Here is a 21,634-nt window from a genome sequence, read left to right as displayed (position 1 = left end):
CCCGGGAAGCCCTCCGTCGGCGGGAGGGGGGCGGTGGGGCGTCAGCCCTTGTCGCCCTCCACGAGCCACATCTGGTCGATGTTCGCCCCGACCGACCCGCACAGGTTGCTCTGGTCGCAGGTGAGCGTCACCGTGTTGGTGCCCTTGGTGAGCTGGACCACCGCCCAGGTGTTGCTCCAGCCCTTCTCCCAGTCGCCTTCCTTGGCGTGGGCGAAGTTCTCCATGTTCAGGGGGCGGGTCTGCTTCTTGCCGTTGACCAGGATGGACGCGTTGGAGTCCTTGCCGGGCACGCCGTAGTTCACGCGCAGGCTGTACGCGCCGGCCTTGGGGATGCCGTTGACGGTCCAGGTGACCTGGGCGCCGACCTTGTCGAACCCGGCCACGTAGACGCCGCCGGCGGCCTTGGCGCCGTCGAGGTCGGACGCCGTGGTCGTGCCGCCCTCCAGCTTCAGGGCCTTGGCGTCCGTCTTGGGCAGCTTGACCGGCTTGTCTGGCTTGTCCGACGGCTTCTCGCTGGGCTCGACGCTCTGCGCCTGCGACGGCTTGCCGCCGGCGTTCGCGTCGTCGCCCTTGTCGTCGTCGTTGCCGGTGAGCACCGCGGCACCGATGCCGAGCGCGACGACGGCCACCACGGCGACCGCGGCGATCAGCAGTCCCTTGGTGTTCGGCCCGCGGCCCCGGCCGCCGCCGCCCGCGGGCGCGTACTGCGGGGAGGCGACGGGCGCCCCGCCGGGCTGCGCCTCGGGGGCGGTGTAGTGCGCGTTCGGCTGGCCGTAGCCCTGCTGGGGCTGCTGCTGCGGGACCTGCTGGCCGTACGTCTGCTGGCCGTAGCCCTGCTGACCGTACGAACGGCGGTCGCCGACCGCCCGGACCTGGTTGTACGAGGAGCGGGGACCCGGGTACCCGTAGCCGCCCCCACCGCTGGGCGGGGTCGCTCCGGCCGCCTGTCCGTCCTCGTACAGGTAGCCGAACGGATCGTCGTCGCCCTGCGGCGCGCTCGGCGCGCTCTCGCCGTTGTTGCCGGGCGTCATTCCCTGGTCACTCCCTCACATCGCTGACGCGGGGAGCCTACCCGGTCCGAGTGAGCCCAAGGGGTGGCGTTGACCTCATCAGGCCCCCTAGCCGGCCCGCCGGTGCTGTTTGGCACGAGACCGTTTCTCCACGTACATCCGCTGGTCGGCGGAGTGCAACACTTCGTCGGCCGACATCCCGCAGTGCGCCCAGCCGATGCCGAAACTCGCCCCCACGCGGACGGCCCTCCCGTCGACGCGGATCGGCGGGATGATCGCGTTCCGCAGCCGGACGGCGAGGTCCTGCGCGTCGGCCCGGCCGAGGCCGTCGGCGAGGACGACGAACTCGTCGCCGCCGAGCCGGGCCACCGTGTCCCCGTCCCGCACGCCGCTGGTGAGCCGCCGCGCCACCTCGATGAGGACGGCGTCGCCGGTGTGGTGCCCGAACCTGTCGTTGATCGACTTGAAGCCGTCGAGGTCGCAGAAGAGGACCGCGAGGCCCTTGGTGCCGTCGTCCACGTCGTCGTCGCCGCCCTCGGGGGCGACGGTGTGCACGTGGTGGTCGAAGCCCTCGTCCTGCTGGGAGGCGTGCCCGAAGTCGAAGCCGTGCTCGTAGGCGGCGTCCAGGGAGTCCACCGCGCTGGGCTGGCCCGCGTGGGGCCTGCGACAGAGACGGGCGCTGAGGCGGGCGCGGAGCTCGGCGGAGTTGGGCAGTCCGGTGAGGGAGTCGTGGCTGGCCCGGTGGGCGAGGTGCAGCTCGCGGCGCTTGCGCTCCTCGATGTCCTCGACGTGGGTGAGGAGGAAGCGGGGGCCGTCGGCGGCGTCGGCCACCACGGAGTTGCGCAGCGACACCCAGACGTACGTCCCGTCGCGGCGGCCGAGCCGCAGCTCGGCGCGGCCCCCCTCGGCGGAGGTCCGCAGCAGCGTGCCGATGTCCTCGGGGTGCACGAGGTCGGAGAACGAGTAGCGCCGCATGGCCGACGCGGGCCTGCCGAGAAGCCGACAGAGCGCGTCGTTGGTGCGCAGGATCCGCCCGTGCTGGTCGCCGCCCATCTCGGCGATGGCCATGCCGGACGGGGCGTACTCGAAGGCCTGCCGGAAGGACTCCTCGCTGGCCCGCAGCGCCTGCTGCTCGCGTTCCAGGCGGACCAGGGCGCGCTGCATGTTGGCGCGGAGCCGTGCGTTGCTGATCGCGATGGCGGCCTGGAAGGCGTACATCTGCAGGGCCTCGCGGCCCCAGGCGCCGGGCCTGCGGCCGTTGCGCGGCCGGTCCACGGAGATCACGCCGAGCAGCTCGCCGCCGGCGGCGCCCGTCGCGTACATGGGCGCGAACAGGCGGTCGGAGGGGTGCCACTCGTCCTCGAAGCGCGGCTCGGGCCCCTCGGTGTACCACTGCGGGACGTCGTCGTCGTCGAGGACCCAGCCCTCGGTGTACGAGATGAAGCGCAGCGCGCCCCAGGCCTCGCCCATGGCAAGGCGCCGCTCCCAGGCGTCGCGCGAGCCGACGCGGCCGGTGATCAGGGCCTCCGCCGAGGAGTTGCCCGCGAAGGCGGCGACGACGAGGTCGCCGTCCGGGCGCACCAGATTCACGCACGCCAATTCATAGCCAAGACCGTTGACGACGCCGTCGGCGACGGTCTGCAGCGTGTCCGCCAGGCTCCGGGCCGTGTTGAGCTCCGCCACCACCTGGTGCAGCTGCCGCAGGGTCGCAAGACGGACGTACGGCTCCGACTCGGTCTCCATGCTCGTTCTCCCCGAGACCTCGACAGCAACTCCAGGATGCGCAGCGCCCGCAGTGTTCTTCTTCGTGTTCTTCTTCGCCCTTGTGCCCTCAGTGTCTTATTGCCACCGTCACTGAATCACAGCGAGCTCTCCACCCGGTACACAGGGTCAACAAAATATGGGCCCTGTGACTCAAGTCACAGGTGAGAAGCCGCCGTTGGTCCAGTCCCTTGGACTAGTCCACCGCATTTCGCGGCACCGCGTGCCACTTCTCGGAGTTCTTTACCTACGCGCTGTGATCAACGCCGTCCCCCGGTGCCGCCCGGCCCCCTCGGCCCCGGGTCCTAGGACCGATCTGGGCCCAGAGGCCGATGTTTCGGGCAGGGCCCACGGGCTAGCGTCCCCCTCGTGGCTCACGTACTGAAGACTCTCCCGGCCCCGCCTTCCCCGCGCCGCCCGTCATCGGATGGGCATGCTGATGGGGTGAGCAACGACGAGTTCCGCGCGGCGATGTCCCGCCTGGCCGCGGGCGTGGTCCTGGTGACGGCGCGCGAGCCCGGCCTGGACCCGGACGACCCCCACGCGCCGCTGGGCGAGGACGTGGGCATGACGGCCACGGCCTTCCTCTCCGTCTCCCTCGACCCGCCGCTGGTCATGGTGAGCCTGCGCGAGGGCTCCCGGATGGACGACCTGCTCGCCGAGCAGCCGCTGTGGGCGGTGTCGGTGCTGTCCGAGAGCCAGCGCCACATCGCGGGCCGCTTCGCGATGAAGGGCCGCATCAGCGACCGGCTCCTCTTTGAGGACATCCCCTACGAACGAGGTGCCGCGTCGGGCGCTCCGCTGGTCGGCGGCGCGCTGTCGACACTGGAGTGCCGCACGGAGCAGACCGTGACGGCGGGCGACCACACGCTGGTGATCGGCCGCGTGCTGACCGCGTCGCTTCCCAGCGCCGACGGCGGCCCCCTGACGTACTTCCGCGGGCGCTACCGCCAGCTGGGCTAGCGGGGCGCGTCGGGGCGCGAGGCCGGCACGTGACCGGCTCCGCCGTGTGGGCGCGAGCCACGGAACAGCCGCGCGCGCAGTCCCCCGCGCCGGGCCCTAGCCCCAGCCCTGGCCCGAGCGGCCCCGCTTGGTGTCGCTGCGGGCCTTCTTGTTGCGCAGGCGTCGTTCGTTGATGCCGCGCGGGATCTTCGTGGCGCGCCGCGGCTTGGGCGGCGGGGCGGTGGCCTCGGCGAGCAGGGACGCGAGCCGGGTGGCCGCCATCTCCCTGTTCCGCCACTGGGAACGGTGCTCACTGGCCCGGACGCTGACGACTCCGTCGACGAGCCGCGCGGCCAGCCGCTCCAGGGCGCGCTGCTTCCACACCTCGGGCAGCGCGTCGGTGTTCGCGAGGTCGAACCGCAGCTCCACCTGGGAGTCGCTGGTGTTCACGTGCTGCCCGCCCGGCCCCGACGACCGCGAGAAACGCCACATGAGCTCGGCCTCGGGCAGCGAGACGGAGCCACGGATGACATGGGGACCGGACATGCCTCCATGGTCCCGCGTCTGTCGGGCTCACGTCACGCTCTTTTTCGGCGGGGCGGGGGCGAGAGGGGCGGGCCGGGACCGAGGTAAAGAAAGTAAAGCCAAGTGGAACCTTGGGGACCCCGGTCGGCGTTGGTACCAGTGAAGGTAGCTTCGTCCCCAGTACGAAGCCCGTGCGCACCGCTCACACAGCGGTGCGTCATTAACGAGGGAAGGGACTCCCAACAATGGCAGTAAGCCTGTCCAAGGGTGGCAACGTCTCGCTCACCAAGGAGGCTCCGGGCCTGACCGCCGTCACCGTGGGCCTCGGCTGGGACGTCCGCACCACCACTGGCACCGACTTCGACCTGGACGCCTCCGCCATCGCGGTGAACACCCAGGGCAAGGTCTTCTCGGACCAGCACTTCGTCTTCTTCAACAACAAGGCGACGCCGGACCAGACCATCGTCCACACCGGTGACAACGTCACGGGCGAGGGCGAGGGCGACGACGAGCAGATCAACGTCAACCTCGCGGGTCTGCCGGCCGACATCGAGAAGATCGTCTTCCCGGTCTCGATCTACGACGCCGAGAACCGCTCGCAGAACTTCGGCCAGGTCCGCAACGCGTTCATCCGCATCCTGAACCAGGCCGGCGGCACCGAGATCGCGCGCTACGACCTCTCCGAGGACGCCGCCACCGAGACCGCCATGGTCTTCGGCGAGCTGTACCGCAACGGCGCCGAGTGGAAGTTCCGCGCGGTCGGCCAGGGCTACGCCTCGGGCCTCGTCGGCATCGCCCAGGACTTCGGCGTGAACGTCTGAGTCCAGCCGTCCGAGCACGCCTGAGACGGCACAACCGGCCTTCACGGGCCGGACGCAGGAAGGCCCCGGCAGCGAGTCGCTGCCGGGGCCTTCCTGCGTCCGGCCACGGCGTCCCACCACGCCTTCCGGCCCTCCCCCTACGCTCCCGCCATGATCGCCACACTGCAGTGCACCGTCCTGGACTGCCCCGCCCCCCTGACCCTCGCGGAGTTCTACCGCACCCTCCTGGGCGGCGCGGTCGACCGGCCGGACCGCCGCTGGGCCACCGGCGACGACTGGAAGACCCTCCACACACCCACGGGCCAGGTCCTGGCCTTCCAGCGCGTCACGGACCACCTCCCGCCCCGGTGGCCCGACCCCTTCGCCCCGCAGCAGTTCCACCTCGACCTCCAGGTGGAGGACCTCGACCGGGCCCACGAGCAGGTCGTGGCGGCGGGTGCGACGGTCCTGGACGCGGAGACCGGGGGCAACGGCTGGCGGGTGTTCGCGGATCCGGCGGGCCACCCGTTCTGCCTGGTGCGCCACGGCTCCCCGTAGCCCCCCGCCATCCCCGCACGGCCGCCCGGTTGTACAGATCGCCGACTATTATGGATACTTGAATAGTCGGCAAGACCGAAGAGTTGAGATCCGAGGGGGACCCATGACCGCCGCCACGCCCACCGCGTGGACCCGCGCTGCCCTCCCCCTCTGCCTGCTCGGAATCCTCGACAGCGAGGCGAAGAGCTACGGGTACGCGCTGCTCAGCAGGCTCGGCGACGCCGGGCTCGACGGCGTGAAGGCCGCGACGCTCTACCCCGCCCTCACCCGCCTCGAGGAAGAGGGCGCCGTGGAGGTCGAGTGGGGCGCCGGGGACGGCGGGCCGGGGCGGAAGTACTACCGGATCACCGAGGAGGGGCGGGCGAGGCTGCGGCGTGACCAGGCCGCGTGGGGGAACTTCTCCCGGACCGTCGCCTCGCTCCTCCCGGCGGAGGCGAAGGGGGATGACGATGAGCAAGACACGTACGCCTGAGATCAGTTGGGACCGCAAGGAGGACGAGGAGTGGGCCGCCACCGTCCAGGTGCGGCTCGTGCTCGACGAGGACGCGCCCGCCGGGTTCTCCGAGGAGATACTCGCCGAGGCCCACCAGCTCGTGACCGAGGCGGGCGAGCCCGCCGCCGAGGTGCTCGGCGACCCGGCCGCGTACGCGCGTACCGTCGCCGCCGAGCGGATCAGCGAGCGGTACCGGGCTGGGATCGACACGCGCGGCATGCGCCCCGGGGAGCGGCTGAGCGCCTCGGTCGGGTCCCTCGGGTTCCTCGTGTTCGGCGTCTTCGGCCTGTACTGGATCGAGGACGGCCTCTGGGTGCAGGTGGGCAGGACCTCGATCGCGGGCTTCGCGGGCATCGCGACGGCCGCCGTGCTGGCGTGCGTCGCCTTCACCGCCCGTGCCGCCGGGCTGTTCCGCGGCATGTGGTGGTTCCTCGCGGGCGCGACCGCCGCGCTGGTGGGCGGGATCGGCCTGGCCAACACCCTCCCCGGCGCGGAGCTGTTCCGCGTGCCCGCCCCGGTGCTCATGGCGGCCGGCGCCGTCTGGGCGGTGGGCGCCTACGCCCTGCCGGACGGCACGGTCGACCGCTGGTTCACACCCGCGCGCCCGGACGGCGGCCCCGACGACGAACGCTGGCTGGACCGCCTGGAGAACCTGCTGCGCGGCCGGCACGGCATGGCGGCCGCGGAAGCGCGCGGTCACGTCAGGGAAGCGCGCCAGCACCTCGCCGCGGCCCCCGGGGACGGCACCGCCGTGGACGTCTTCGGTGACGCCGAGATCTACGCCCTGCGCCTGTCGGAGGGGCCGCGCAGGCAACAGCGCATCACGCGCCAGAAGTTCTACGGCGCCCTGTTCTCCGCCGTGCTCTTCGGCGTCCTGACCGTGGACATGCTGCTCGACGCCCAGGACCGGTCCTCCGGCTGGGTCGCCTGCTACGTCGGCGCGTTCGGCTGCTCGGCCTGGGGCGCGATCGGCGAGTGGCGCACCCTGCGCAAGCAGCGCGGGACCGCACCGCGCGGGTGAGCCGGAATCGTGCCGGACAGGCTCTAACCTGCCCCGCATGATCCTCGAACCGCTCACCGCCGTCGACGGCGCCCTGCCCGGTCACCTCCTCACCGAGGTGACCGGGCTGTACGCGTCGAACCGTGAGTTCTTCGCGCTCAGCGGCGACTTCCCCGACCCCGCCGACATCCGTATCGAACAGGTCGCCAAGGCGCTCGCGGACGAACTCGCGCACCCGGACGCGGAGGTGCTGCTCGCGCGCTCGCGCGGGCGGCTCGTGGGCGTCGCCATCACCCTGGCCCGGCACCCCGACCCCACCGACCCCGACCCGTGGATCGGGCTCCTGATGGTCGACGCCCAGGTGCGGCGCACCGGTCTCGGGCGGGAGTTGGCGACGCTCGTCGAGCAGCGGTTCCGGGACGCGGGGCGCGACGCCGTACGCCTCGCCGTCCTGGAGAACAACCCGAGGGCGCTGCGCTTCTGGACCGCGCTCGGCTACCTCGTCATCGGGCACCGTGAGGACCTCGCCCGGCACCGGCCGTGCGCGATCCTGCGCAAGGCGCTGTAGCGCGGTCCGTTCACCCCGCCCGCACCGGCCCCTACGGGTGGCCGGGCTTCCCGTCCCCGTACAGCCAGTCGCCCCAGATCGCGGCGGCCTTCTTGCGCGCCGCCTCGCTGCCCGCGTGCCGTTCGACGTACTTCGTGAACTCCTCGGTGTCCGCGTTCTTGTGGCGGTACGCCTTCGTCCAGCCCTGCACGATGTCGTAGAACGCGTCGTCGCCGACCGCTCGGCGGATCTTGTGGACGACCATCGCGCCGCGTTCGTAGACGGGCGGGTCGGAGATGTTCGCGGCGCTGTCCGGCCGGGCCGGCGGGAACGCCCAGATCGCCTTGTTGTCCTCGGCGTCCTCGTAATAGTCGCCCTTGTACAACGCGTCGAAGATCTCCTGCGCGCTGTCGCCGTCGTGGTCCTCCTGGTACAGCCACTCCGCGTACGTGGCGAAGCCCTCGTTGAGCCACATGTCCCGCCACGTCCTGGGGGTGACGGAGTTGCCGAACCACTGGTGGGCCAGCTCGTGGACGAGGAGTTCGGCGTCCGGGGCGCCGGGGAAGGTCGGGCGGTTCTGCGTCTCCAGGGCGTAGCCCGCGGCCTCCTCGCGGTCGACGATCGCGCCGGCCGAGGAGAAGGGATAGGGCCCGAAGTTGTACTCCTGCCACTCCAGGATGTCCGGGATCTTCGCGAGGACCTTCTCGCCCGCCTCGGCCTGCGAGGGGTCGACGGCCGTGACGATCGGCAGCCCGTCCTTCGTCTTCGACGTCTTCATCTCGTACGCGCCGATCGCCACGGTCGCCAGATAGCTCGCCATGGGTTCGGCGGTGTGCCAGGTGAAGGTGGTGCGGCCGTTCTTGGTCGACTCGCCCTTCAACTCGCCGTTGGACACGGCCTTGAGGCCCTTGGGGACAGTGACCTGCACGTCGTACGACGCCTTGTCGCTCGGGTGGTGGTTGCCCGGGAACCAGGCCATGGAACCGACCGGCTCCCCGAGCGCGAGCGCGCCGCCCTTCGTCCTGAGCCAGCCCTCCTCGGCGCCGTCCTCGTCGGTGATGGTCTCCGGGGTGCCGGAGTAGCGGACGGTGGTGCGGAAGGTCTCGCCCCGGTCGAGTCCGTCGGCGGGCCGGACCGTCAGCTCCTGGCCGGAGCGCTGGAAGCGGGCGGTCCTGCCCTCGACGGTGACGCCGGAGACGTCCAGGCCCTTGAGGTCGAGGTGGAACGAGCTGAGGTCCTGGGTGGCGCGTGCGGTGATCTCGGCGGTGCCGGTGAGGTGCCCGGAGGAGGGGTCGTAGCCGAGCTTCAGGCCGTAGTGGGACACGTCGTAGCCGCCGTTGCCCAGCTTCGGGAAGTACGGGTCGCCCACGCCGTCGGCGCCCGCCGTGCCGTCACCGCCCGAGCCGCCGCAGGCCCCCACCCCGGCGAGCAGGGCGAGGGCGCAGGTGACGGTGACGGCGCGGGAGGCCGAAGATCGCAGGTCCACACCGGTGATCTTATGCGGCAATTGTTCGGGGCGGGGCGATATGGGCACGTCAGGGGCGCGATATGCGCATGTCAGGGGCGCGGGAGGGGTACGGCAGGGGCCGCGCCCCGAAGACCCCGCCTTGATGGGGCCTGCCGACCGGTCAGAGCACCGCGACGCCCAACGGCCGTTCGCCCGCCGGGAGTCGGCGCACCGACCCGTCCTCCGTGTCGACGACCGAGATGCCGTTCCAGTAGCCGTCGCGCGTGAACCCGCCGGTCACGTACGCGGTACGGCCGTCCTTCGCCACGGCCACGTCCTCGTGCGGCCCGTCCAGCGGGAACACCCGCTCCGTGCCGTCCGCCTTCCGCACGGTCAGCGAGGGCCCCTTGTCGGCGTCCGGGTCGATGGGCCCGGTGCCGACGGCGTAGAGCGTGCCGTCGTCGGTGACCGTCACGCCGTGCTGGTGGGTGTTGGCCGTCATCTTCTCGACGTCGTACTCGCCGGTGCGCGGATCGAGCACGACGAGCTTCTCGCCCTCGAAGGGCAGCAGGAGCCGGCCGTCGGAGGGCCGTACGGCGGTGTAGTGCGGCTTCAGCCAGGAGCCGAGGCCGCCCTCGGTCCCGTAGGGGGCGACCTCGATGCGGCGCGGCTTCAGCGAGTCCGCGCGCACGACCGTCACGTCGAAGGAGTCGTGGTCGGTGGCGTAGACCTCGCGGCCGTCCTCGGACACGTCGACGTCGAAGGGCCGGCGGCCGACGGGCACGGTGTCGGCCACCTCGCGCTCCTGCGTGTCGATGACCTCCAACGCGCCTTTGCCGTCGGGGACGTTGACGCCGACGTAGGCGTGCTTGCCGTCCGGCGCGAGGGCGATGCCCATGCCGCCGCCGCGGTACTCGCCGGTGGTGGCGGGGCCTGTCTCCGTCTCGTACGGGATGCGGTCCAGGCGCTCGCGCTCCTCGGTGTCGACGACGGCGACGCCCTCGGCGGTGGCCACCCAGGCCCGGCCGTCCTTCCCCACGGCAAGACCGTAGGGGGCCTTGCCGACCCTCACCGAGTCGATGGGCCCCTTCTCGGGGTCGACGAAGGTCACCGTGTCGGCGCCGAAGTCGGCGACCAGGAGGGTGCCTTCGGGGGTCCTGGTGTCGGCGGGGAGGGTGACCGTGGTGGTCGGGCGTGCGGGTTCGGCGCGGGACGCGGCGGCCCCGCCCGTACCGGCACCGCAGCCGGCGAGGACGGCGGCGGCGAGCAGGACGGCGGTGCCGCCCAGCACCGTGCGGGGCGCGCGGAGGGAGGGGAGGGGGCGGGGCGCGCGGGGCGTCTTCACGACGCGGCCCTCAGCAGCCCCACGATCTCCGCGAAGCCGCGCCGCTCGGCGTGCGCGAGCGGGGTGACGCCGTCCCGGTCGGCGAGGTCCGGCGTCGCGCCCGCGGCGAGCAGCAGCTCCACGATCTCCTGGTGCGCGCGGCCGCCGTCGCCGAGGATCACGGCCTCCAGCAGGGCGGTCCAGCCGAGGTCGTTGACGTGGTCGACGTCGGTGTCGGTGACGCGCAGCACCTCACGTACGTAGGCGACGTGGCCGCGCTCCGATGCCGGGATCACGGAGATCCCGCCGAACCGGTTGCGCAGCGTCAGATCGGGGCCCGCGGGCAGCAGGACGTGCAGCATGGCGACGCTGCCCGTCACCCCGGTGACCAGCCAGGGGCTGTCGGCGCGGTGGTCCTGGGCGTCGACGTCGGCGCCCGCGGCGACGAGCACCCGGGCGGCCTCGACGTGATCACCGGCGGCAGCGAGCAGCAGCGGGCTGCGCAGTTCGGTGTCGCGGATCTCGACGCGGGCGCCCTCGTCGAGGGCGGCACGGACTTCGGCGGCGTTCCCGGCCCGCGCGGCGTCGAGCAGCCGCCGGTCGGCAGCGGTGTGGTTCATGGCGGATCTCCTCGTCGTACGGGTCCCCGCGCGGACGGGCGCGGGGACCGGGAACAGCCTCAGTGGCACGGGGCTCAGCGGCCGAGCGCCGCCACACCCGCCTTCGCGAACTTCTCGTCCTGGTCGCCGCTCGGGGCGCCCGCGACACCGATGCCCGCGATGGGCGCGTCCTTGGCGGTCACCGGGGCGCCGCCCGCGAGGAACAGGGTGCCGGGGATGTCCTTCAGGGTCGGCGTCTGCTCCAGGCGCTTGGTCAGCTCGGAGGTGGGCGCGTTCCAGGAGACGGCGGTGTACGCCTTCTTCACGGCCGACTCGGGGGACTGCGGGCCGGCGCCGTCGCCGCGCAGCTCGACGATGGTGTTGCCGTTGCGGTCGACGACGGCGACGGAGACGCGCTGGTTCTCCTTCTTCGCGGCGTCGAGGGTGGCCTGCGCGGCCTTGGTCGCGGCGGCGACGGTCAGGTGCGTGGACTGCGTGAGGTTCTTGTTGCCGGCGTCGGCGGTGACGGCCGCCTTCGAGGCGGCGTCGGGGGTCTCGGCGGTGGCGGAGACGGCGCCGAAGGTGCCGGCGCCGAGGACGGCGGCGGTGGCGGCGACGGTGAGGACGCGGGTGCGGCGGGAGAGCTTCTGCATCGGGGGCTCCTGGGGTGAAGTGCGGGAGAGGCAGGAGGGGTGTTCGCCTCTGCCCTCAATCCTGTGGCCGCACCCGGGGCCCACCCCTCGGCACAGCGGCTGGGAGCGGCGCGCGACTCGGCCGACACCAGGGTCAACCGATCGGTTGACCCCGGTGTGGCCCCACCGGGTCACAATGAGGGTGTTTGCCCAGTTCAGCGAGGCCGTGACGCAGTAGCGCTGTGACGACGAGACGAGGCGGCACCACGACATGGCAGTACGAGAGGCAGGCGCCCCGGGCGCCCCGGTGGGACAGCACCCGCCCGACCCGGCCGCCCACCGCACCCCGGACCCCGACGCGCGGTGGCTCGCGGCCGTCATGCACGCCACGTTCTACCTGCTCCTCGCCACCTCGCTGGCCCGCTTCCTGCTGCGCCACCCCGGCGGCGCGCGCGTCCCGTGGATCATCGTGCTCTCGGTGGTCCTGGCCTTCCTGTACGCCCTCCCGTTCCTCGCCGCGGCCCGCTCGCGACGCCCCACCACCCGGTCGCGACGCCCCATCCCCCGGTCGGGACGCCCCACCGCTCCCTACCCCGCCACACCCTTCCCCTCCGGCCCGGCGCCCGGCACCCGCCCCACCCGGCGCCGCCTCGCCTGGCTCGCCCTGGTCGTCGGGGTCTGGCTGGTCCTCGTCGTCCTCGCGCCGAGCTTCGGGTGGTGCGCGGTGCCGCTCTTCTTCACCGGCCTGCAGACGCTGCCGCTGCGCGCGGCCCTCGCCCTGGTGACCGTCCTCACCGGCTGCGTCATCGCCTCACAGCTGCGCCTCGCGGGCCGCTACGACCCGGACCTGATCCTCGGCCCGCCCGCCGTCTGCGCCATCGCGACGGCCGTCTTCGTCCACATGCAGCGCCAGGCGGCCCGGCAGCGCGAACTGATCGACGACCTCATCCGCACCCGCCGCGAACTGGCCGCCACCGAACGCCGCGAAGGCACGCTCGCCGAACGCCAGCGCCTCTCCATGGAGATCCACGACACCCTCGCGCAGGGCCTGTCCAGCCAGCAGATGCTGCTGCAGGCGGCCGACCGCGTCTGGGACTCGGACCCCGCCAAGGCCCGCACCCACGTCCGCACCGCCGAATCGATCACCGAACACGGCCTCGCCGAGGCCCGCCGCTTCGTGCACGACCTGGCCCCCGCCGACCTCGCGGACGGCGGCGGTGTCACCGAGGCACTGCGGAAGCTCGCGGAGCGCGAGACGGGCGCGGGCCTCACGGTGCGCTTCCACGCGGAGGGCCCGCCGGTGCCGCTGCCGGACCGGGTCGGCTCGGCGCTCCTGCGGATCGCGCAGGGCGCCCTGGCGAACGTACGCGAACACGCGGACGCCACGACGGCGGCGCTGACCCTCACGCACCTGGACGACCAGGTGGTCCTGGACATCGCCGACGACGGCCGCGGCTTCACCCCGCCCGCCGCCGCGGGGACCCCGGCGGGCGTACGGGGTCACGGGCTGCCCGCGATCCGCGCCCGGGCCGTCCAGCTGGGCGGCACACTGACGATCGAGTCCGCGCCGGGCGAGGGCGCCGTCCTGTCCGTATCGATCCCGCTGGAGCCGCAGCCATGAACACCGCACCGTCCCACCCCGTCCGCCTCCTGGTCTGCGACGACCACGTCGTGGTCCGCGCGGGCCTGCTCGCACTGCTCGGCAGCGCGCCGGACATCGAGGTGGTCGGCGAGGCGGGCACCGGCGAGGAAGCGGTCGCCCTTGCCGCGAAACTGACCCCCGACGTCGTCCTGATGGACCTGCAACTGGGCGAGGGCATCGACGGCGTGGAGGCGACCCGCCGCATCACGGCCCGGCCCCCCTCCCCCCACGTCCTGGTCCTCACCACCTACGACACGGACGCGGACATCACCCGCGCCATCGAGGCCGGCGCGACGGGCTACCTCCTCAAGGCGGAGCGCCCCGAGGAACTCTTCTCCGCGATCCACGCCGCGTCCCAGGGCCGCACGACCCTCTCACCCCCGGTGGCCTCCCGCGTCATGGCCCGCATGCGCGCCCCCCACCCCACCCTCACGGACCGCGAACGCGACATCCTCGGCCAGCTCTCCCAGGGCCTCGGCAACCGCGAGATCGCCCGCGCCCTGTTCATCAGCGAGGCCACGGTCAAGACCCACCTGGGCCGCATCTACGACAAGCTCGGCGTGGACACGCGCTCGGGCGCGGTAGCGGTGGCGAAGGAACAACGCCTGCTGCCGTGAGGGGAACGGCCCCGGAGAGCGTGGCGATCTCCTGGTGCCCGCACTCCTCGCCCGCGGGCTCCGTGCACAGCACGGCGTGCCCGGCCTCGCGGTCGACGAGCAGGCGGACGGGGATGCCGGCACGGACGTACCCGACGTTCCTCTTGCGGCGGTCGTCGTCGCCGGTGGAACGGGAGGTCACGTCGGCGACGAGGCTGCGGGAGCGTGGTCCTTCTGGCCCCCCTCACACCGGCGGAACCGAAAACCGTTCACCCGAACGCGTGAACACCCACGTTTCCGCAGGTCAGAGCAGCATTTCCAGCTCCCGACCGCGGTCCATGACACCATCGACCCCGTGCTCGACATCGGCTACGCGCTCTCCGCCCGCTTCCCGGACCCCCCTCAGCTGGACTACGGCAGGGCGGACGTCCGGACGCTCCGCCACGACCTGTTCTGCGGAGACGTGTACCTCGCCGACACCAAGGCCGACCGGGAACTGTCCACAGCCTGGGGATGGGTTCCCGTCCTCGACTTCGCGTGGGCGCTGTGCGACATCGTGGAGCTCCTCGACAAGGACCCCCTGGGCAGCAGGGCCTCCCGCCCCCAGTACGCGGAGCTCGACTTCACCGAGTCCACCGACCGCATGCTCTTCGCCCGCCGCTTCGGCTGGGTGGACGTCGAGGCGGACTGGATGGACCCGGAGGAGCCGGCGCTCACGTTCTCCCACACGGAACTCCGGCGCGAGGCGCGCGACTTCCTCCACGACCTCGTGGCCGACCTCACGGACCTCCACGACGGCCTCGCGGACAACCCGGCGCTGTGGTCGCTCCTGGGCCGCTTTCCCCGCGTGGGCTAGCGGGGCGCTTCGGGCGGGTGGGGGTTCGTTGTGGCTTGTCGCGTGGGCTGGCCCCTGGGCCTTGGGCGGTGCGGGGTGGGTGGGTTCCTCCCTGCGCGGGCGGGTGCGGGTGTGGTGTGGCTGGTCGCGCAGTTCCCCGCGCCCCTTAAAAGCCCACCCGCCGTTGCGGGGCGCGCTGCGTGGGCGGGTGCGGGTTCGTTGTGGCTGATCGCGCAGTTCCCCGCGCCCCTAAAAGCAACAGCCCGCCGCCCCCGTACCCCTGAACGCAGCAGCACGCCGCCCCCGTACCCCTGAAAGCAACGGCCCGCCGCCCCCGCGCCCCAGGAGGCAACAGCCCGCCGCGCCCCGATGCACCGCCCCGCCCAAAGCCCCCCCCCTGAGGCACCGCCCCACCCGAGGCCACACCCGAGACCCCCGGGTGGCCCCGGCCCTGCGTGGCTTGCCCGAAGAAGCCCCACCGATGACCGGCAGCCGCACACGCGCCCGAGGGGGCGCGGGGGTATGTGCGCACGGAGCACCGAGGAAACAATGGCGCCTTTGTTCGTGCAGCGGGGCGCAGGGATAGCGAGTACGTACATACCCCCGCGACCCCGCCCCACAGCCGCAGCAAAGGCGAACCCGTCCTAGGCCCAGGGGCCAGAACCCGCCACCCGAACCCCCACCTGCGCGGCAAACGCCGGCGCCAGTTCCATCAGCTGTGCCGGACTGATCACCGCACCGGCCAGACACTCCACCCCCCGCGCGACCTCCAGCTCCCCCGCCGCCCGAAGGTCCACGTCCTTCATCCGCACCCCCGTGAAGTCGACCCCCCGCACCACACAGTCCACGAACTCCACCCGCTCCAGCGACGCCTGCCCGAAGTCCGGTTCCACGAGCACGCACCCCTCGAAGACGACATCCCGCAACCGCGCCTTCCGCAGGTTCAGGTAGTCGATCTTCCCGCCCCGCACCACCACCCGCTCCAGCACGCCCCCGTGCAGCTGTACGCCACCGAGCCGCGCGTCGACCACCTCCACGTCCCGCAGCGACGCCTCCGCGAGGTCCGTCCCCACCCCCCGCAGCCCGGTCAGCACCGAGTCCACGAACCGCGCCCGCGCCAGCCGCGTCTCGTCGACCGCACACCCCGTCACCGCGCAGTCCATGAACAGCGCCCCGCCACCGTCCTGCCCGCCGAGGTCGAGCCCGCCGAACTCGACCCCGTCGTAGTCCCCGTCGGGCGACAGCGTCCCTCCGTCGAAGGGCCGGAGCGGAGGCAACCGCACCTCCGCCCGCCGAGCCGCCTTGACCACCTGCGCCGGTTTCGCCTTCTGAGCCATGCCCCCATCGTGCCCGCCCCCACCGACAACGCCCCGCCCCCGGTGCCACATCCGATGCATCCCGATGTCACATCCGCCGCACCCTGGTGCCACATCCGCCGCACCCCGATGTCACATCCGCCGCACCCCGGTGCCACATCCGCCGCACCCCGATGTCACATCCGCCGCACCCCGGTGCCACATCCGCCGCACCCCGATGTCACATCCGCCGCACCCCCGCACGTCCCAGAGGTGAAGCCCCGCACCCACCCCAGAGGGAGCCCTCGATGACCCGCACCAACCCGGCCAAGACCACCACCCACAGCCCCACTCCCTCCACTCCCTCCACTCCCTCCATCCCTCACCACACCACCATCACCGTCATCGGCGGCGGCTTCGCCGGCCTGACCGCCGCCATCACCGCCGCCGAGGCAGGCGCCCGCGTCACCCTGCGCGAGGCCCACCACACCCTCGGCGGCCGCGCCCGCACCGCCGAAGGCACGTACAAGACGAACGAGGGCCCGCACGCCCTCTACAACGGCGGCCCGCACTGGACCTGGCTCAAGCAGCGCGACCTCCTCGGCCCCCTCGCCCCGCTGCCACCCCTCGAAGGCGCCCGCCTGCGCCTGCTCCACCACGGCGAGCTGCGCCGCGTCCCGCCCCTCGCCATGCTCAAGCTGCTGCGCCGCAAGGCCGGACACGCCCCGGTGGACCGGGACTTCACGTCCTGGGCCACGGAGCAGGTCGGCGAGGAGGGCGCGCGGGCCGCCGCGCACTACATCGCCGTGGCCACGTTCCACCACGACCCCGGCTCGCTCTCCGCCCGCTTCGTGCAGGAGCGCCTGCGCCGCGCCACCAAGCTGCCCCCGGAGGCGCACTACCCGCGCGGCGGCTGGGGCACGGTCGTCGACCGCATGGCCGCGCTCGCCTGGAACATGGGCGTACGCACGGAGACCCTGGACCGCGTCGACAGCCTCGGCGACCTGCCCCGGCACGGCCCGGTGGTGGTCGCCACGTCCCTCGACGCGGCCCGTCGCCTCCTCGGCGACGAGTCCCTGCGCTGGGAGAGCGGCCGCACGACGCTCGTCGACGTGGCGTTCCGTACGCGCAGGGGCGACGCCTTCGCCGTCTCCGACCTGGACAGGACGGGCTGGGTCGAACGGTTCACCGCCCAGGACCGCACGCTCGCCCCCGAGGGCGAACAGCTCGTGCAGGCGCAGATCCCGCTCGCCCCCGACGAGTCGAAGGCGGACGGCGTGGCCCGCGCCGAGCACCTCCTCGACCTGGGCTGCCCCGGCTGGCGCGAGCGCCTGACGTGGCGCCGCGCCTCGGTCGCGAACGGCCGCACCGGCGCGCTCGACCGCCCCGGCACCACCTGGCGGGACCGTCCGGCGATCGACCGCGGCGACGACGTCTACCTGGCGGGCGACCAGGTGGCGGCGCCGGGGCTGCTCTCCGAGGTGTCGTTCAACAGCGCCAGGGAGGCCGTCTCGCTGGCCCTGACCACGTCGGCCCTTGACCTCAAGTCCACTTCACGTTGAAGGGTGAGGGCATACCGGAGCAGCCAAGAGGACGGCCCGCAGCACGTGCCGGACCGGCACCCAGCCCCAAGGAGCCCGCATGCCCCCGACGCCCGCCACCACCAAGCCGCCCACCACCACGCCGCCCACCCCCACACCGCCCACCACCATGCGCGCCGTCCGCCTCCACGCCTTCGGCCCCGCCGAGAACCTCGTACTGGAGGAGACGGCGATCCCCGAACCCGCCGCGGGCCAGGTCCGCGTCACCGTCACCGCGGCCGGCGTGCACCTCCTGGACACCGCGGTCCGCGAGGGCATCCAGGGGCCGCTGCCCGAGCTCCCCGCCCTGCCCACCGTCCCCGGCCGTGAGGTCGCCGGCATCGTGGACGAGCTGGGCGACGGCGTGCCCGCGCACTGGCTGGGCAAGCGCGTCGTCGTCCACATCGGCTTCGCCCCCGGGGGCTACGCGGAGCGTGTCGTCACCGAGGCGTCCCGCCTGCACGAGATCCCCGACGACCTGGACGCCGCCGAGGCGGTCGCCCTGATCGGCACGGGTCGTACGACGATGGGGATCCTGCAGTTCGCGAAGCTGACCGCCGACTCGGTGGCCGTCATTCCCGCCGCCGCGGGCGGCATCGGCACTCTTCTCACGAAGTACGCCAAGCACCGCGGCGCCACGGTGATCGGCCTGGCGGGCGGCCCGGAGAAGACCGACCGCGTCCGCGCGAACGGCGCGGACCTGGCCGTCGACTACACCGACCCGGCGTGGCCCGACACGGTCCGCGCCCACCTGGCCGAGCAGCTCGGTGGCCGCGCGGCCACCGTCGTCTTCGACGGGGTGGGCGGTGCGGCGGGCCTGGCCGCGGTCGGTCTGCTCGGCCCGGGCGGCAGCCACCTCGTCTTCGGCTGGTCCGGCAAGGGCCCGCACGACGGCGATGAGCCGAAGTTCACCGAGGAGGAGCTGGCCGAGCGCGGCATCACCCAGATCAACGTCCTCGGCCCGGCGATGATGCGCAAGGCGGGCGGCGACAACCCCGTCCGCACCCTGGAGCTCGCCGCCCTCACCGCCGCGGCGCTGGGTCACTTCACCCCGGCCGTGCAGCGCTTCCCCCTCGCCCGCGCCGCGGCCGCACACCGCGCGCTGGAGAGCCGCGCCACGATGGGCAAGGTCGTCCTGATCCCCTGAGCCTCTGATCCCCTGAGCCCCCGATCCTCCGATCCCTTGAGCCCCTGAGCTGCTCGCGAACCGGCTCGAAATCCGGATGCCCGCACGACTTCCGGGAACTACCGTCCGTTATATGGGTATGGAATCCGTCCAGTTCCGCGACGTCCCCGAGACGGGGATCGACCGCGCTCTCTCCCTCGCCTACCTCGTCTTCCACGAGAGTCCGGAGGAGGAGAAGCGCAAGCACCACCACGACCTGCTGCTCGGCTGCACCCGCATCGGCGCCTACGAGAACGGCGAACTCGTCGGGTTCCTCGCGGCGTTCCCGTTCAAGGTGTCCGTGCCGGGTGGCGAACTGCCCTGCCCCTGCCTGATGTTCGTGTCCGTGGCGCCGACGCACCGGCGCCGCGGCGTGCTCTCCGGGATGCTCGCCGAGCTGTTCGCGAGGGCGGCGGCGGACGGCGCCCCGATCGCGTCCCTGTGGGCGTCCGAGGACGCGATCTACGGCAGGTTCGGCTTCGGCCCCGCCACCCACGGCCACACCGTGGAGATCGACTCCCGGCGCCCGCTGGCGCTGCGCATCACCCCGGACGACCGCCCGCTGCGCCTGGTCGACCCGTCCGACGTCCCCGGCCTCCTCGGTGACTACTACGACCGCACCCGCGCCGAGCGCGCCGGCCGCATCGGCCGCGGCGAGGCGTGGTGGCGCCAGGAGTGGCTGGTCGAGGAGGACGAGGAGGACGACGAGCTGTCGCCGCCCCGCGTGGTCGTCCTCGGCGAGCCCGGCGAGGGCGCGGCCGGCGTCGCCGGATACGCGATCTACCGCACCAAGACCCGCGACGACGCCCCCGGCCTGGTCCGCCTGGACGAGCTGGAGGCCGACACCCCGGCCGCCGAGGCCGCCCTCTGGCGCTACCTGGCCTCGATCGACCTGACGGGCCTGATCCGCGCGTGGGGCCGCCCCGTGGACGACCCGCTGCACCTCTTCGCCGCCGACCGCGACCAGGTGCGCGTCACGGGCGACTTCCCCGCGCTGTGGGTCCGCCTCGTCGACGTGCGCGCCGCGCTCACGGCCCGCTCCTGGGCGGCCCCCGTGGACGTCGTCCTCGACATCCACGACGACCGCGTCCCCGCCAACGAGGGCCGCCACCGCCTGACGGCGTCCCCCGACGGCTGTACGTACGAACCCACGCAGCGTCCCGCCGACCTCACCATCGACGTGCGCGACCTGGCGGCCTGCTATCTGGGCGGTACGACGATCGACGCGATGCTCCGCGCGGGCCTGGCCACGGAACACACCCCGGGCACGGCCGGGGCACTGGACGCGGCCCTGCGTACGCCCCAACTCCCGCACACGGTCGACGAGTTCTGATACGGCCGGCACTCCTGCCCCGTAACGCGTTCCCCATTGGGGAAGTCGAAGGATCGAGCAAGGTCATTGCATGCACGAAGTGCGCGCTGCTAGCGTCGCGTATGCAATGACCAAGCAATTGCGCGAAGTTGGGGGAACAACTTTTATGAACTTGCGCACCAAAGGCATTTCCGTCGCCATCGCCTGCGTCTTGACCGGGGCCGCGGGCAGTACCGCGTACGCGGCGTCCGAGCCCGCCGGGAATGCGAAGGCGGCACAGCCGGCGGCCACTTCCCAGGCCGCGGGCGCGGACGAGATCTGCGCGGTCCTGGGGATCGGCAGCGGTGCGGCGGGCCTCACCAAGGCGCTGGCCAAGGGCGCTTCGTGGGTAGGGATCGGCGCCAGCGTCGGGTGCTACGCGTACACGAAGGCGAAGGAGGCGACGCCCGCACAGAAGCGCGCCGCCATGATCAAGTCGTACAAGAAGTACCAGGCCATGAGCGACCTCAAGAAGCTCGACGCGCTCGGCTACTACTGCCGCAAGGACGGGGGCGGCGGTGGCGGCGGTACCGATGTCGCACCCGCCAACACCGCGTCCGACGTCCAGGTGATGGCCGGGTGGCGGACCATCAAGATGAAGGGCGTCAAGTACTCCTGCACGGCCAGCAGGGACTGACCGTGCGCCGCGGCCCGGGGGACGGCGAGCGCTTTCTGCTCTCTGTCGCGCTGCTCTTGGTGAGCCTGCTGTGGTTCACACGGGACATGGCCCTGTGGGCGAACGTCCTGTGCGGTGTCGGCGCGGTCGGCGGAGCACTGGGAATGGCCCTCTTCGGCCGTAACTATCTGCGCTCACGCGGTAATGCGCGGTGACGCGTTCGCACCGAATGAATTGACGCGAGGAAGAGCCGCCCGCGCCCTCTGGCGAGGGCGGCCTTTCCCCTGCCTTTCCCCTGCCTTTCCCCTTGGAAACGGCGAAACCACGGAATCGCAGAACCAGGAATCGCGGAGCAGTAGAACCGCAGTACCGCAGTACCGCAGAACTACCGAACCGCCGCAGCTAAAGCGCGCCGAGTGACGTCAGCGCGTCCCCGGCCAGCCGGTTCGTCGTCCATTCGTCCATCGGTACGGCACCGAGGGACCGGTAGAAGTCGATGGCGGGCGAGTTCCAGTCCAGGACCGCCCACTCCAGGCGCTCGTAGCCGCGCCGCACGCAGATGCGGGCGAGCTCGGTCAGGAGCGCCTTGCCGTACCCTCCGCCGCGCGCCTCGGGGCGTACGTACAGGTCCTCCAGGTAGATCCCGTGCACACCGCGCCAGGTGGAGAAGTTCAGGAACCACACCGAGAACCCCACCACCTCGCCGGACGAGTCGTCCTGCGCGATGTGCGCGAAGGCGGCGGGCCGCTCCCCGAACAGCGCCTCGCGCAGCTGTTCCTGGGTGGCCCTCGCCTCGTCGGGAACCTTCTCGTACGCGGCGAGGTCGCGGACCAGGGCGTGGATGACGGGGATGTCGTCGGGTGTCGCGGTACGAATCATGGCCGCAGGCTATGCGGCCCGCTCACCGCCCGAGGAG

Annotated in this window: 22 protein-coding genes; 13 read left to right on the top strand and 9 right to left on the bottom strand. The window is 72.6% G+C overall.

The genetic code is table 11. The features are described from left to right. Positions 1–41: 41 nt before the first annotated feature. Positions 42–1,031: a carbohydrate-binding protein gene (locus ACZ592_RS18435; protein WP_471582612.1), complete on the bottom strand. Its 990-nt coding sequence runs from the start codon at positions 1,029–1,031 to the stop codon at positions 42–44. 87 nt (positions 1,032–1,118) lie between these two features. Then, positions 1,119–2,753, bottom strand: coding sequence for a diguanylate cyclase CdgB (gene cdgB, locus ACZ592_RS18430; RefSeq protein WP_471582611.1), 1,635 nt, complete (start codon positions 2,751–2,753; stop codon positions 1,119–1,121). A 489-nt stretch (positions 2,754–3,242) separates the two neighbouring features. Between cdgB and ACZ592_RS18425 the strand changes: the two genes are divergently transcribed. Then, positions 3,243–3,734 carry a flavin reductase family protein gene (locus tag ACZ592_RS18425; RefSeq protein ID WP_471583000.1) on the top strand — a complete coding sequence of 164 codons (492 nt, stop codon included), beginning with the start codon at positions 3,243–3,245 and terminating at the stop codon, positions 3,732–3,734. A gap of 96 nt (positions 3,735–3,830) precedes the next feature. Here ACZ592_RS18425 and arfB read toward each other — a convergent pair whose 3' ends face one another. Further along, positions 3,831–4,259 carry an alternative ribosome rescue aminoacyl-tRNA hydrolase ArfB gene (gene arfB / locus ACZ592_RS18420; RefSeq protein ID WP_471582610.1) on the bottom strand — a complete coding sequence of 143 codons (429 nt, stop codon included), beginning with the start codon at positions 4,257–4,259 and terminating at the stop codon, positions 3,831–3,833. A 224-nt stretch (positions 4,260–4,483) separates the two neighbouring features. Here arfB and ACZ592_RS18415 point away from each other — a divergent pair, with 224 nt between their 5' ends. The 5 genes from ACZ592_RS18415 (at position 4,484) to ACZ592_RS18395 (ending at position 7,657) form a co-directional block, all read left to right on the top strand. Beyond that, positions 4,484–5,059, top strand: a complete 576-nt coding sequence (locus ACZ592_RS18415) for a TerD family protein (protein ID WP_450344746.1) — start codon at positions 4,484–4,486, stop codon at positions 5,057–5,059. Between the two features lie 150 nt (positions 5,060–5,209). Continuing rightward, positions 5,210–5,596, top strand: a complete 387-nt coding sequence (locus ACZ592_RS18410) for a VOC family protein (protein ID WP_471582609.1) — start codon at positions 5,210–5,212, stop codon at positions 5,594–5,596. 103 nt (positions 5,597–5,699) lie between these two features. Then, positions 5,700–6,068, top strand: coding sequence for a PadR family transcriptional regulator (locus tag ACZ592_RS18405; RefSeq protein WP_471582608.1), 369 nt, complete (start codon positions 5,700–5,702; stop codon positions 6,066–6,068). After that, complete coding sequence (locus tag ACZ592_RS18400) at positions 6,046–7,110, top strand: hypothetical protein (RefSeq protein WP_471582607.1); 1,065 nt, start codon at positions 6,046–6,048, stop codon at positions 7,108–7,110. The genes ACZ592_RS18405 and ACZ592_RS18400 overlap by 23 nt, the downstream gene beginning before the upstream one ends. Positions 7,111–7,147: 37 nt before the next feature. After that, positions 7,148–7,657 carry a GNAT family N-acetyltransferase gene (locus ACZ592_RS18395; RefSeq protein ID WP_471582606.1) on the top strand — a complete coding sequence of 170 codons (510 nt, stop codon included), beginning with the start codon at positions 7,148–7,150 and terminating at the stop codon, positions 7,655–7,657. Positions 7,658–7,688: 31 nt separating this feature from the next. On the opposite strand, the gene ACZ592_RS18390 is transcribed toward ACZ592_RS18395, so the two are convergent. The 4 genes from ACZ592_RS18390 to ACZ592_RS18375 all read right to left on the bottom strand — a co-directional run bounded on the left by ACZ592_RS18390 (position 7,689) and on the right by ACZ592_RS18375 (position 11,659). Next, positions 7,689–9,122, bottom strand: a complete 1,434-nt coding sequence (locus ACZ592_RS18390; protein WP_471582605.1) for a M1 family metallopeptidase — start codon at positions 9,120–9,122, stop codon at positions 7,689–7,691. 142 nt (positions 9,123–9,264) lie between these two features. Further along, a complete protein-coding gene (locus tag ACZ592_RS18385) occupies positions 9,265–10,428 on the bottom strand; it encodes a YncE family protein (protein ID WP_471582604.1) in 1,164 nt (387 codons plus the stop codon). Next, entirely contained in the window at positions 10,425–11,027 is a 603-nt protein-coding gene (locus ACZ592_RS18380) for an ankyrin repeat domain-containing protein (RefSeq protein WP_471582603.1), read from the bottom strand. The genes ACZ592_RS18385 and ACZ592_RS18380 overlap by 4 nt, the downstream gene beginning before the upstream one ends. A 74-nt stretch (positions 11,028–11,101) precedes the next feature. Continuing rightward, entirely contained in the window at positions 11,102–11,659 is a 558-nt protein-coding gene (locus tag ACZ592_RS18375) for a GlcG/HbpS family heme-binding protein (protein WP_471582602.1), read from the bottom strand. Between the two features lie 250 nt (positions 11,660–11,909). Between ACZ592_RS18375 and ACZ592_RS18370 the strand changes: the two genes are divergently transcribed. The 3 genes from ACZ592_RS18370 to ACZ592_RS18360 all read left to right on the top strand — a co-directional run bounded on the left by ACZ592_RS18370 (position 11,910) and on the right by ACZ592_RS18360 (position 14,732). Beyond that, complete coding sequence (locus tag ACZ592_RS18370) at positions 11,910–13,259, top strand: sensor histidine kinase (RefSeq protein WP_471582601.1); 1,350 nt, start codon at positions 11,910–11,912, stop codon at positions 13,257–13,259. Then, a complete protein-coding gene (locus ACZ592_RS18365; protein WP_471582600.1) occupies positions 13,256–13,897 on the top strand; it encodes a response regulator in 642 nt (213 codons plus the stop codon). Before ACZ592_RS18370 ends, ACZ592_RS18365 begins: the two co-directional genes overlap by 4 nt. A 334-nt stretch (positions 13,898–14,231) precedes the next feature. Further along, on the top strand, positions 14,232–14,732 hold the full coding sequence (locus ACZ592_RS18360) for a hypothetical protein (protein ID WP_471582599.1): 501 nt from the start codon (positions 14,232–14,234) through the stop codon (positions 14,730–14,732). Positions 14,733–15,355: 623 nt separating this feature from the next. On the opposite strand, the gene ACZ592_RS18355 is transcribed toward ACZ592_RS18360, so the two are convergent. After that, positions 15,356–16,048: a pentapeptide repeat-containing protein gene (locus ACZ592_RS18355; protein WP_471582598.1), complete on the bottom strand. Its 693-nt coding sequence runs from the start codon at positions 16,046–16,048 to the stop codon at positions 15,356–15,358. Between the two features lie 266 nt (positions 16,049–16,314). On the opposite strand from ACZ592_RS18355, the gene ACZ592_RS18350 reads away from it, so the two are divergent. The 4 genes from ACZ592_RS18350 to ACZ592_RS18335 all read left to right on the top strand — a co-directional run bounded on the left by ACZ592_RS18350 (position 16,315) and on the right by ACZ592_RS18335 (position 20,739). Beyond that, positions 16,315–17,568: an NAD(P)-binding protein gene (locus ACZ592_RS18350; RefSeq protein ID WP_471582597.1), complete on the top strand. Its 1,254-nt coding sequence runs from the start codon at positions 16,315–16,317 to the stop codon at positions 17,566–17,568. Positions 17,569–17,716: 148 nt separating this feature from the next. Beyond that, positions 17,717–18,733 (top strand): zinc-binding dehydrogenase, encoded by a 1,017-nt coding sequence (locus ACZ592_RS18345; protein ID WP_471582999.1) that lies wholly within the window; start codon positions 17,717–17,719, stop codon positions 18,731–18,733. A gap of 118 nt (positions 18,734–18,851) precedes the next feature. Then, on the top strand, positions 18,852–20,084 hold the full coding sequence (locus tag ACZ592_RS18340) for a GNAT family N-acetyltransferase (protein WP_471582998.1): 1,233 nt from the start codon (positions 18,852–18,854) through the stop codon (positions 20,082–20,084). 145 nt (positions 20,085–20,229) lie between these two features. Then, positions 20,230–20,739 carry a hypothetical protein gene (locus tag ACZ592_RS18335; RefSeq protein ID WP_471582596.1) on the top strand — a complete coding sequence of 170 codons (510 nt, stop codon included), beginning with the start codon at positions 20,230–20,232 and terminating at the stop codon, positions 20,737–20,739. Between the two features lie 381 nt (positions 20,740–21,120). Here ACZ592_RS18335 and ACZ592_RS18330 read toward each other — a convergent pair whose 3' ends face one another. Next, positions 21,121–21,597 carry a GNAT family N-acetyltransferase gene (locus tag ACZ592_RS18330; RefSeq protein WP_471582595.1) on the bottom strand — a complete coding sequence of 159 codons (477 nt, stop codon included), beginning with the start codon at positions 21,595–21,597 and terminating at the stop codon, positions 21,121–21,123. Between the last annotated feature and the right edge of the window lie 37 nt (positions 21,598–21,634).

Source organism: Streptomyces sp. NPDC040622, from assembly GCF_055593965.1.
Note: the sequence above shows the minus strand (reverse complement) of the source record. Positions and strands in the feature narration are given on the sequence as shown.

Bases quoted from the DNA above. Each gene is read 5' to 3' on its own strand.
- ACZ592_RS18380 (WP_471582603.1), bottom strand. From the start codon at position 11,027: ATGAACCACACCGCTGCCGACCGGCGGCTGCTCGACGCCGCGCGGGCC.
- ACZ592_RS18335 (WP_471582596.1), top strand. From the start codon at position 20,230: ATGAACTTGCGCACCAAAGGCATTTCCGTCGCCATCGCCTGCGTCTTG.
- ACZ592_RS18350 (WP_471582597.1), top strand. From the start codon at position 16,315: ATGACCCGCACCAACCCGGCCAAGACCACCACCCACAGCCCCACTCCC.
- ACZ592_RS18370 (WP_471582601.1), top strand. From the start codon at position 11,910: ATGGCAGTACGAGAGGCAGGCGCCCCGGGCGCCCCGGTGGGACAGCAC.
- cdgB (WP_471582611.1), bottom strand. From the start codon at position 2,753: ATGGAGACCGAGTCGGAGCCGTACGTCCGTCTTGCGACCCTGCGGCAG.
- ACZ592_RS18435 (WP_471582612.1), bottom strand. From the start codon at position 1,031: ATGACGCCCGGCAACAACGGCGAGAGCGCGCCGAGCGCGCCGCAGGGC.
- ACZ592_RS18425 (WP_471583000.1), top strand. From the start codon at position 3,243: ATGTCCCGCCTGGCCGCGGGCGTGGTCCTGGTGACGGCGCGCGAGCCC.
- ACZ592_RS18405 (WP_471582608.1), top strand. From the start codon at position 5,700: ATGACCGCCGCCACGCCCACCGCGTGGACCCGCGCTGCCCTCCCCCTC.
- ACZ592_RS18400 (WP_471582607.1), top strand. From the start codon at position 6,046: ATGAGCAAGACACGTACGCCTGAGATCAGTTGGGACCGCAAGGAGGAC.
- ACZ592_RS18345 (WP_471582999.1), top strand. From the start codon at position 17,717: ATGCGCGCCGTCCGCCTCCACGCCTTCGGCCCCGCCGAGAACCTCGTA.
- ACZ592_RS18395 (WP_471582606.1), top strand. From the start codon at position 7,148: ATGATCCTCGAACCGCTCACCGCCGTCGACGGCGCCCTGCCCGGTCAC.
- ACZ592_RS18340 (WP_471582998.1), top strand. From the start codon at position 18,852: ATGGAATCCGTCCAGTTCCGCGACGTCCCCGAGACGGGGATCGACCGC.
- ACZ592_RS18330 (WP_471582595.1), bottom strand. From the start codon at position 21,597: ATGATTCGTACCGCGACACCCGACGACATCCCCGTCATCCACGCCCTG.
- ACZ592_RS18415 (WP_450344746.1), top strand. From the start codon at position 4,484: ATGGCAGTAAGCCTGTCCAAGGGTGGCAACGTCTCGCTCACCAAGGAG.
- ACZ592_RS18375 (WP_471582602.1), bottom strand. From the start codon at position 11,659: ATGCAGAAGCTCTCCCGCCGCACCCGCGTCCTCACCGTCGCCGCCACC.
- ACZ592_RS18355 (WP_471582598.1), bottom strand. From the start codon at position 16,048: ATGGCTCAGAAGGCGAAACCGGCGCAGGTGGTCAAGGCGGCTCGGCGG.
- arfB (WP_471582610.1), bottom strand. From the start codon at position 4,259: ATGTCCGGTCCCCATGTCATCCGTGGCTCCGTCTCGCTGCCCGAGGCC.
- ACZ592_RS18365 (WP_471582600.1), top strand. From the start codon at position 13,256: ATGAACACCGCACCGTCCCACCCCGTCCGCCTCCTGGTCTGCGACGAC.
- ACZ592_RS18410 (WP_471582609.1), top strand. From the start codon at position 5,210: ATGATCGCCACACTGCAGTGCACCGTCCTGGACTGCCCCGCCCCCCTG.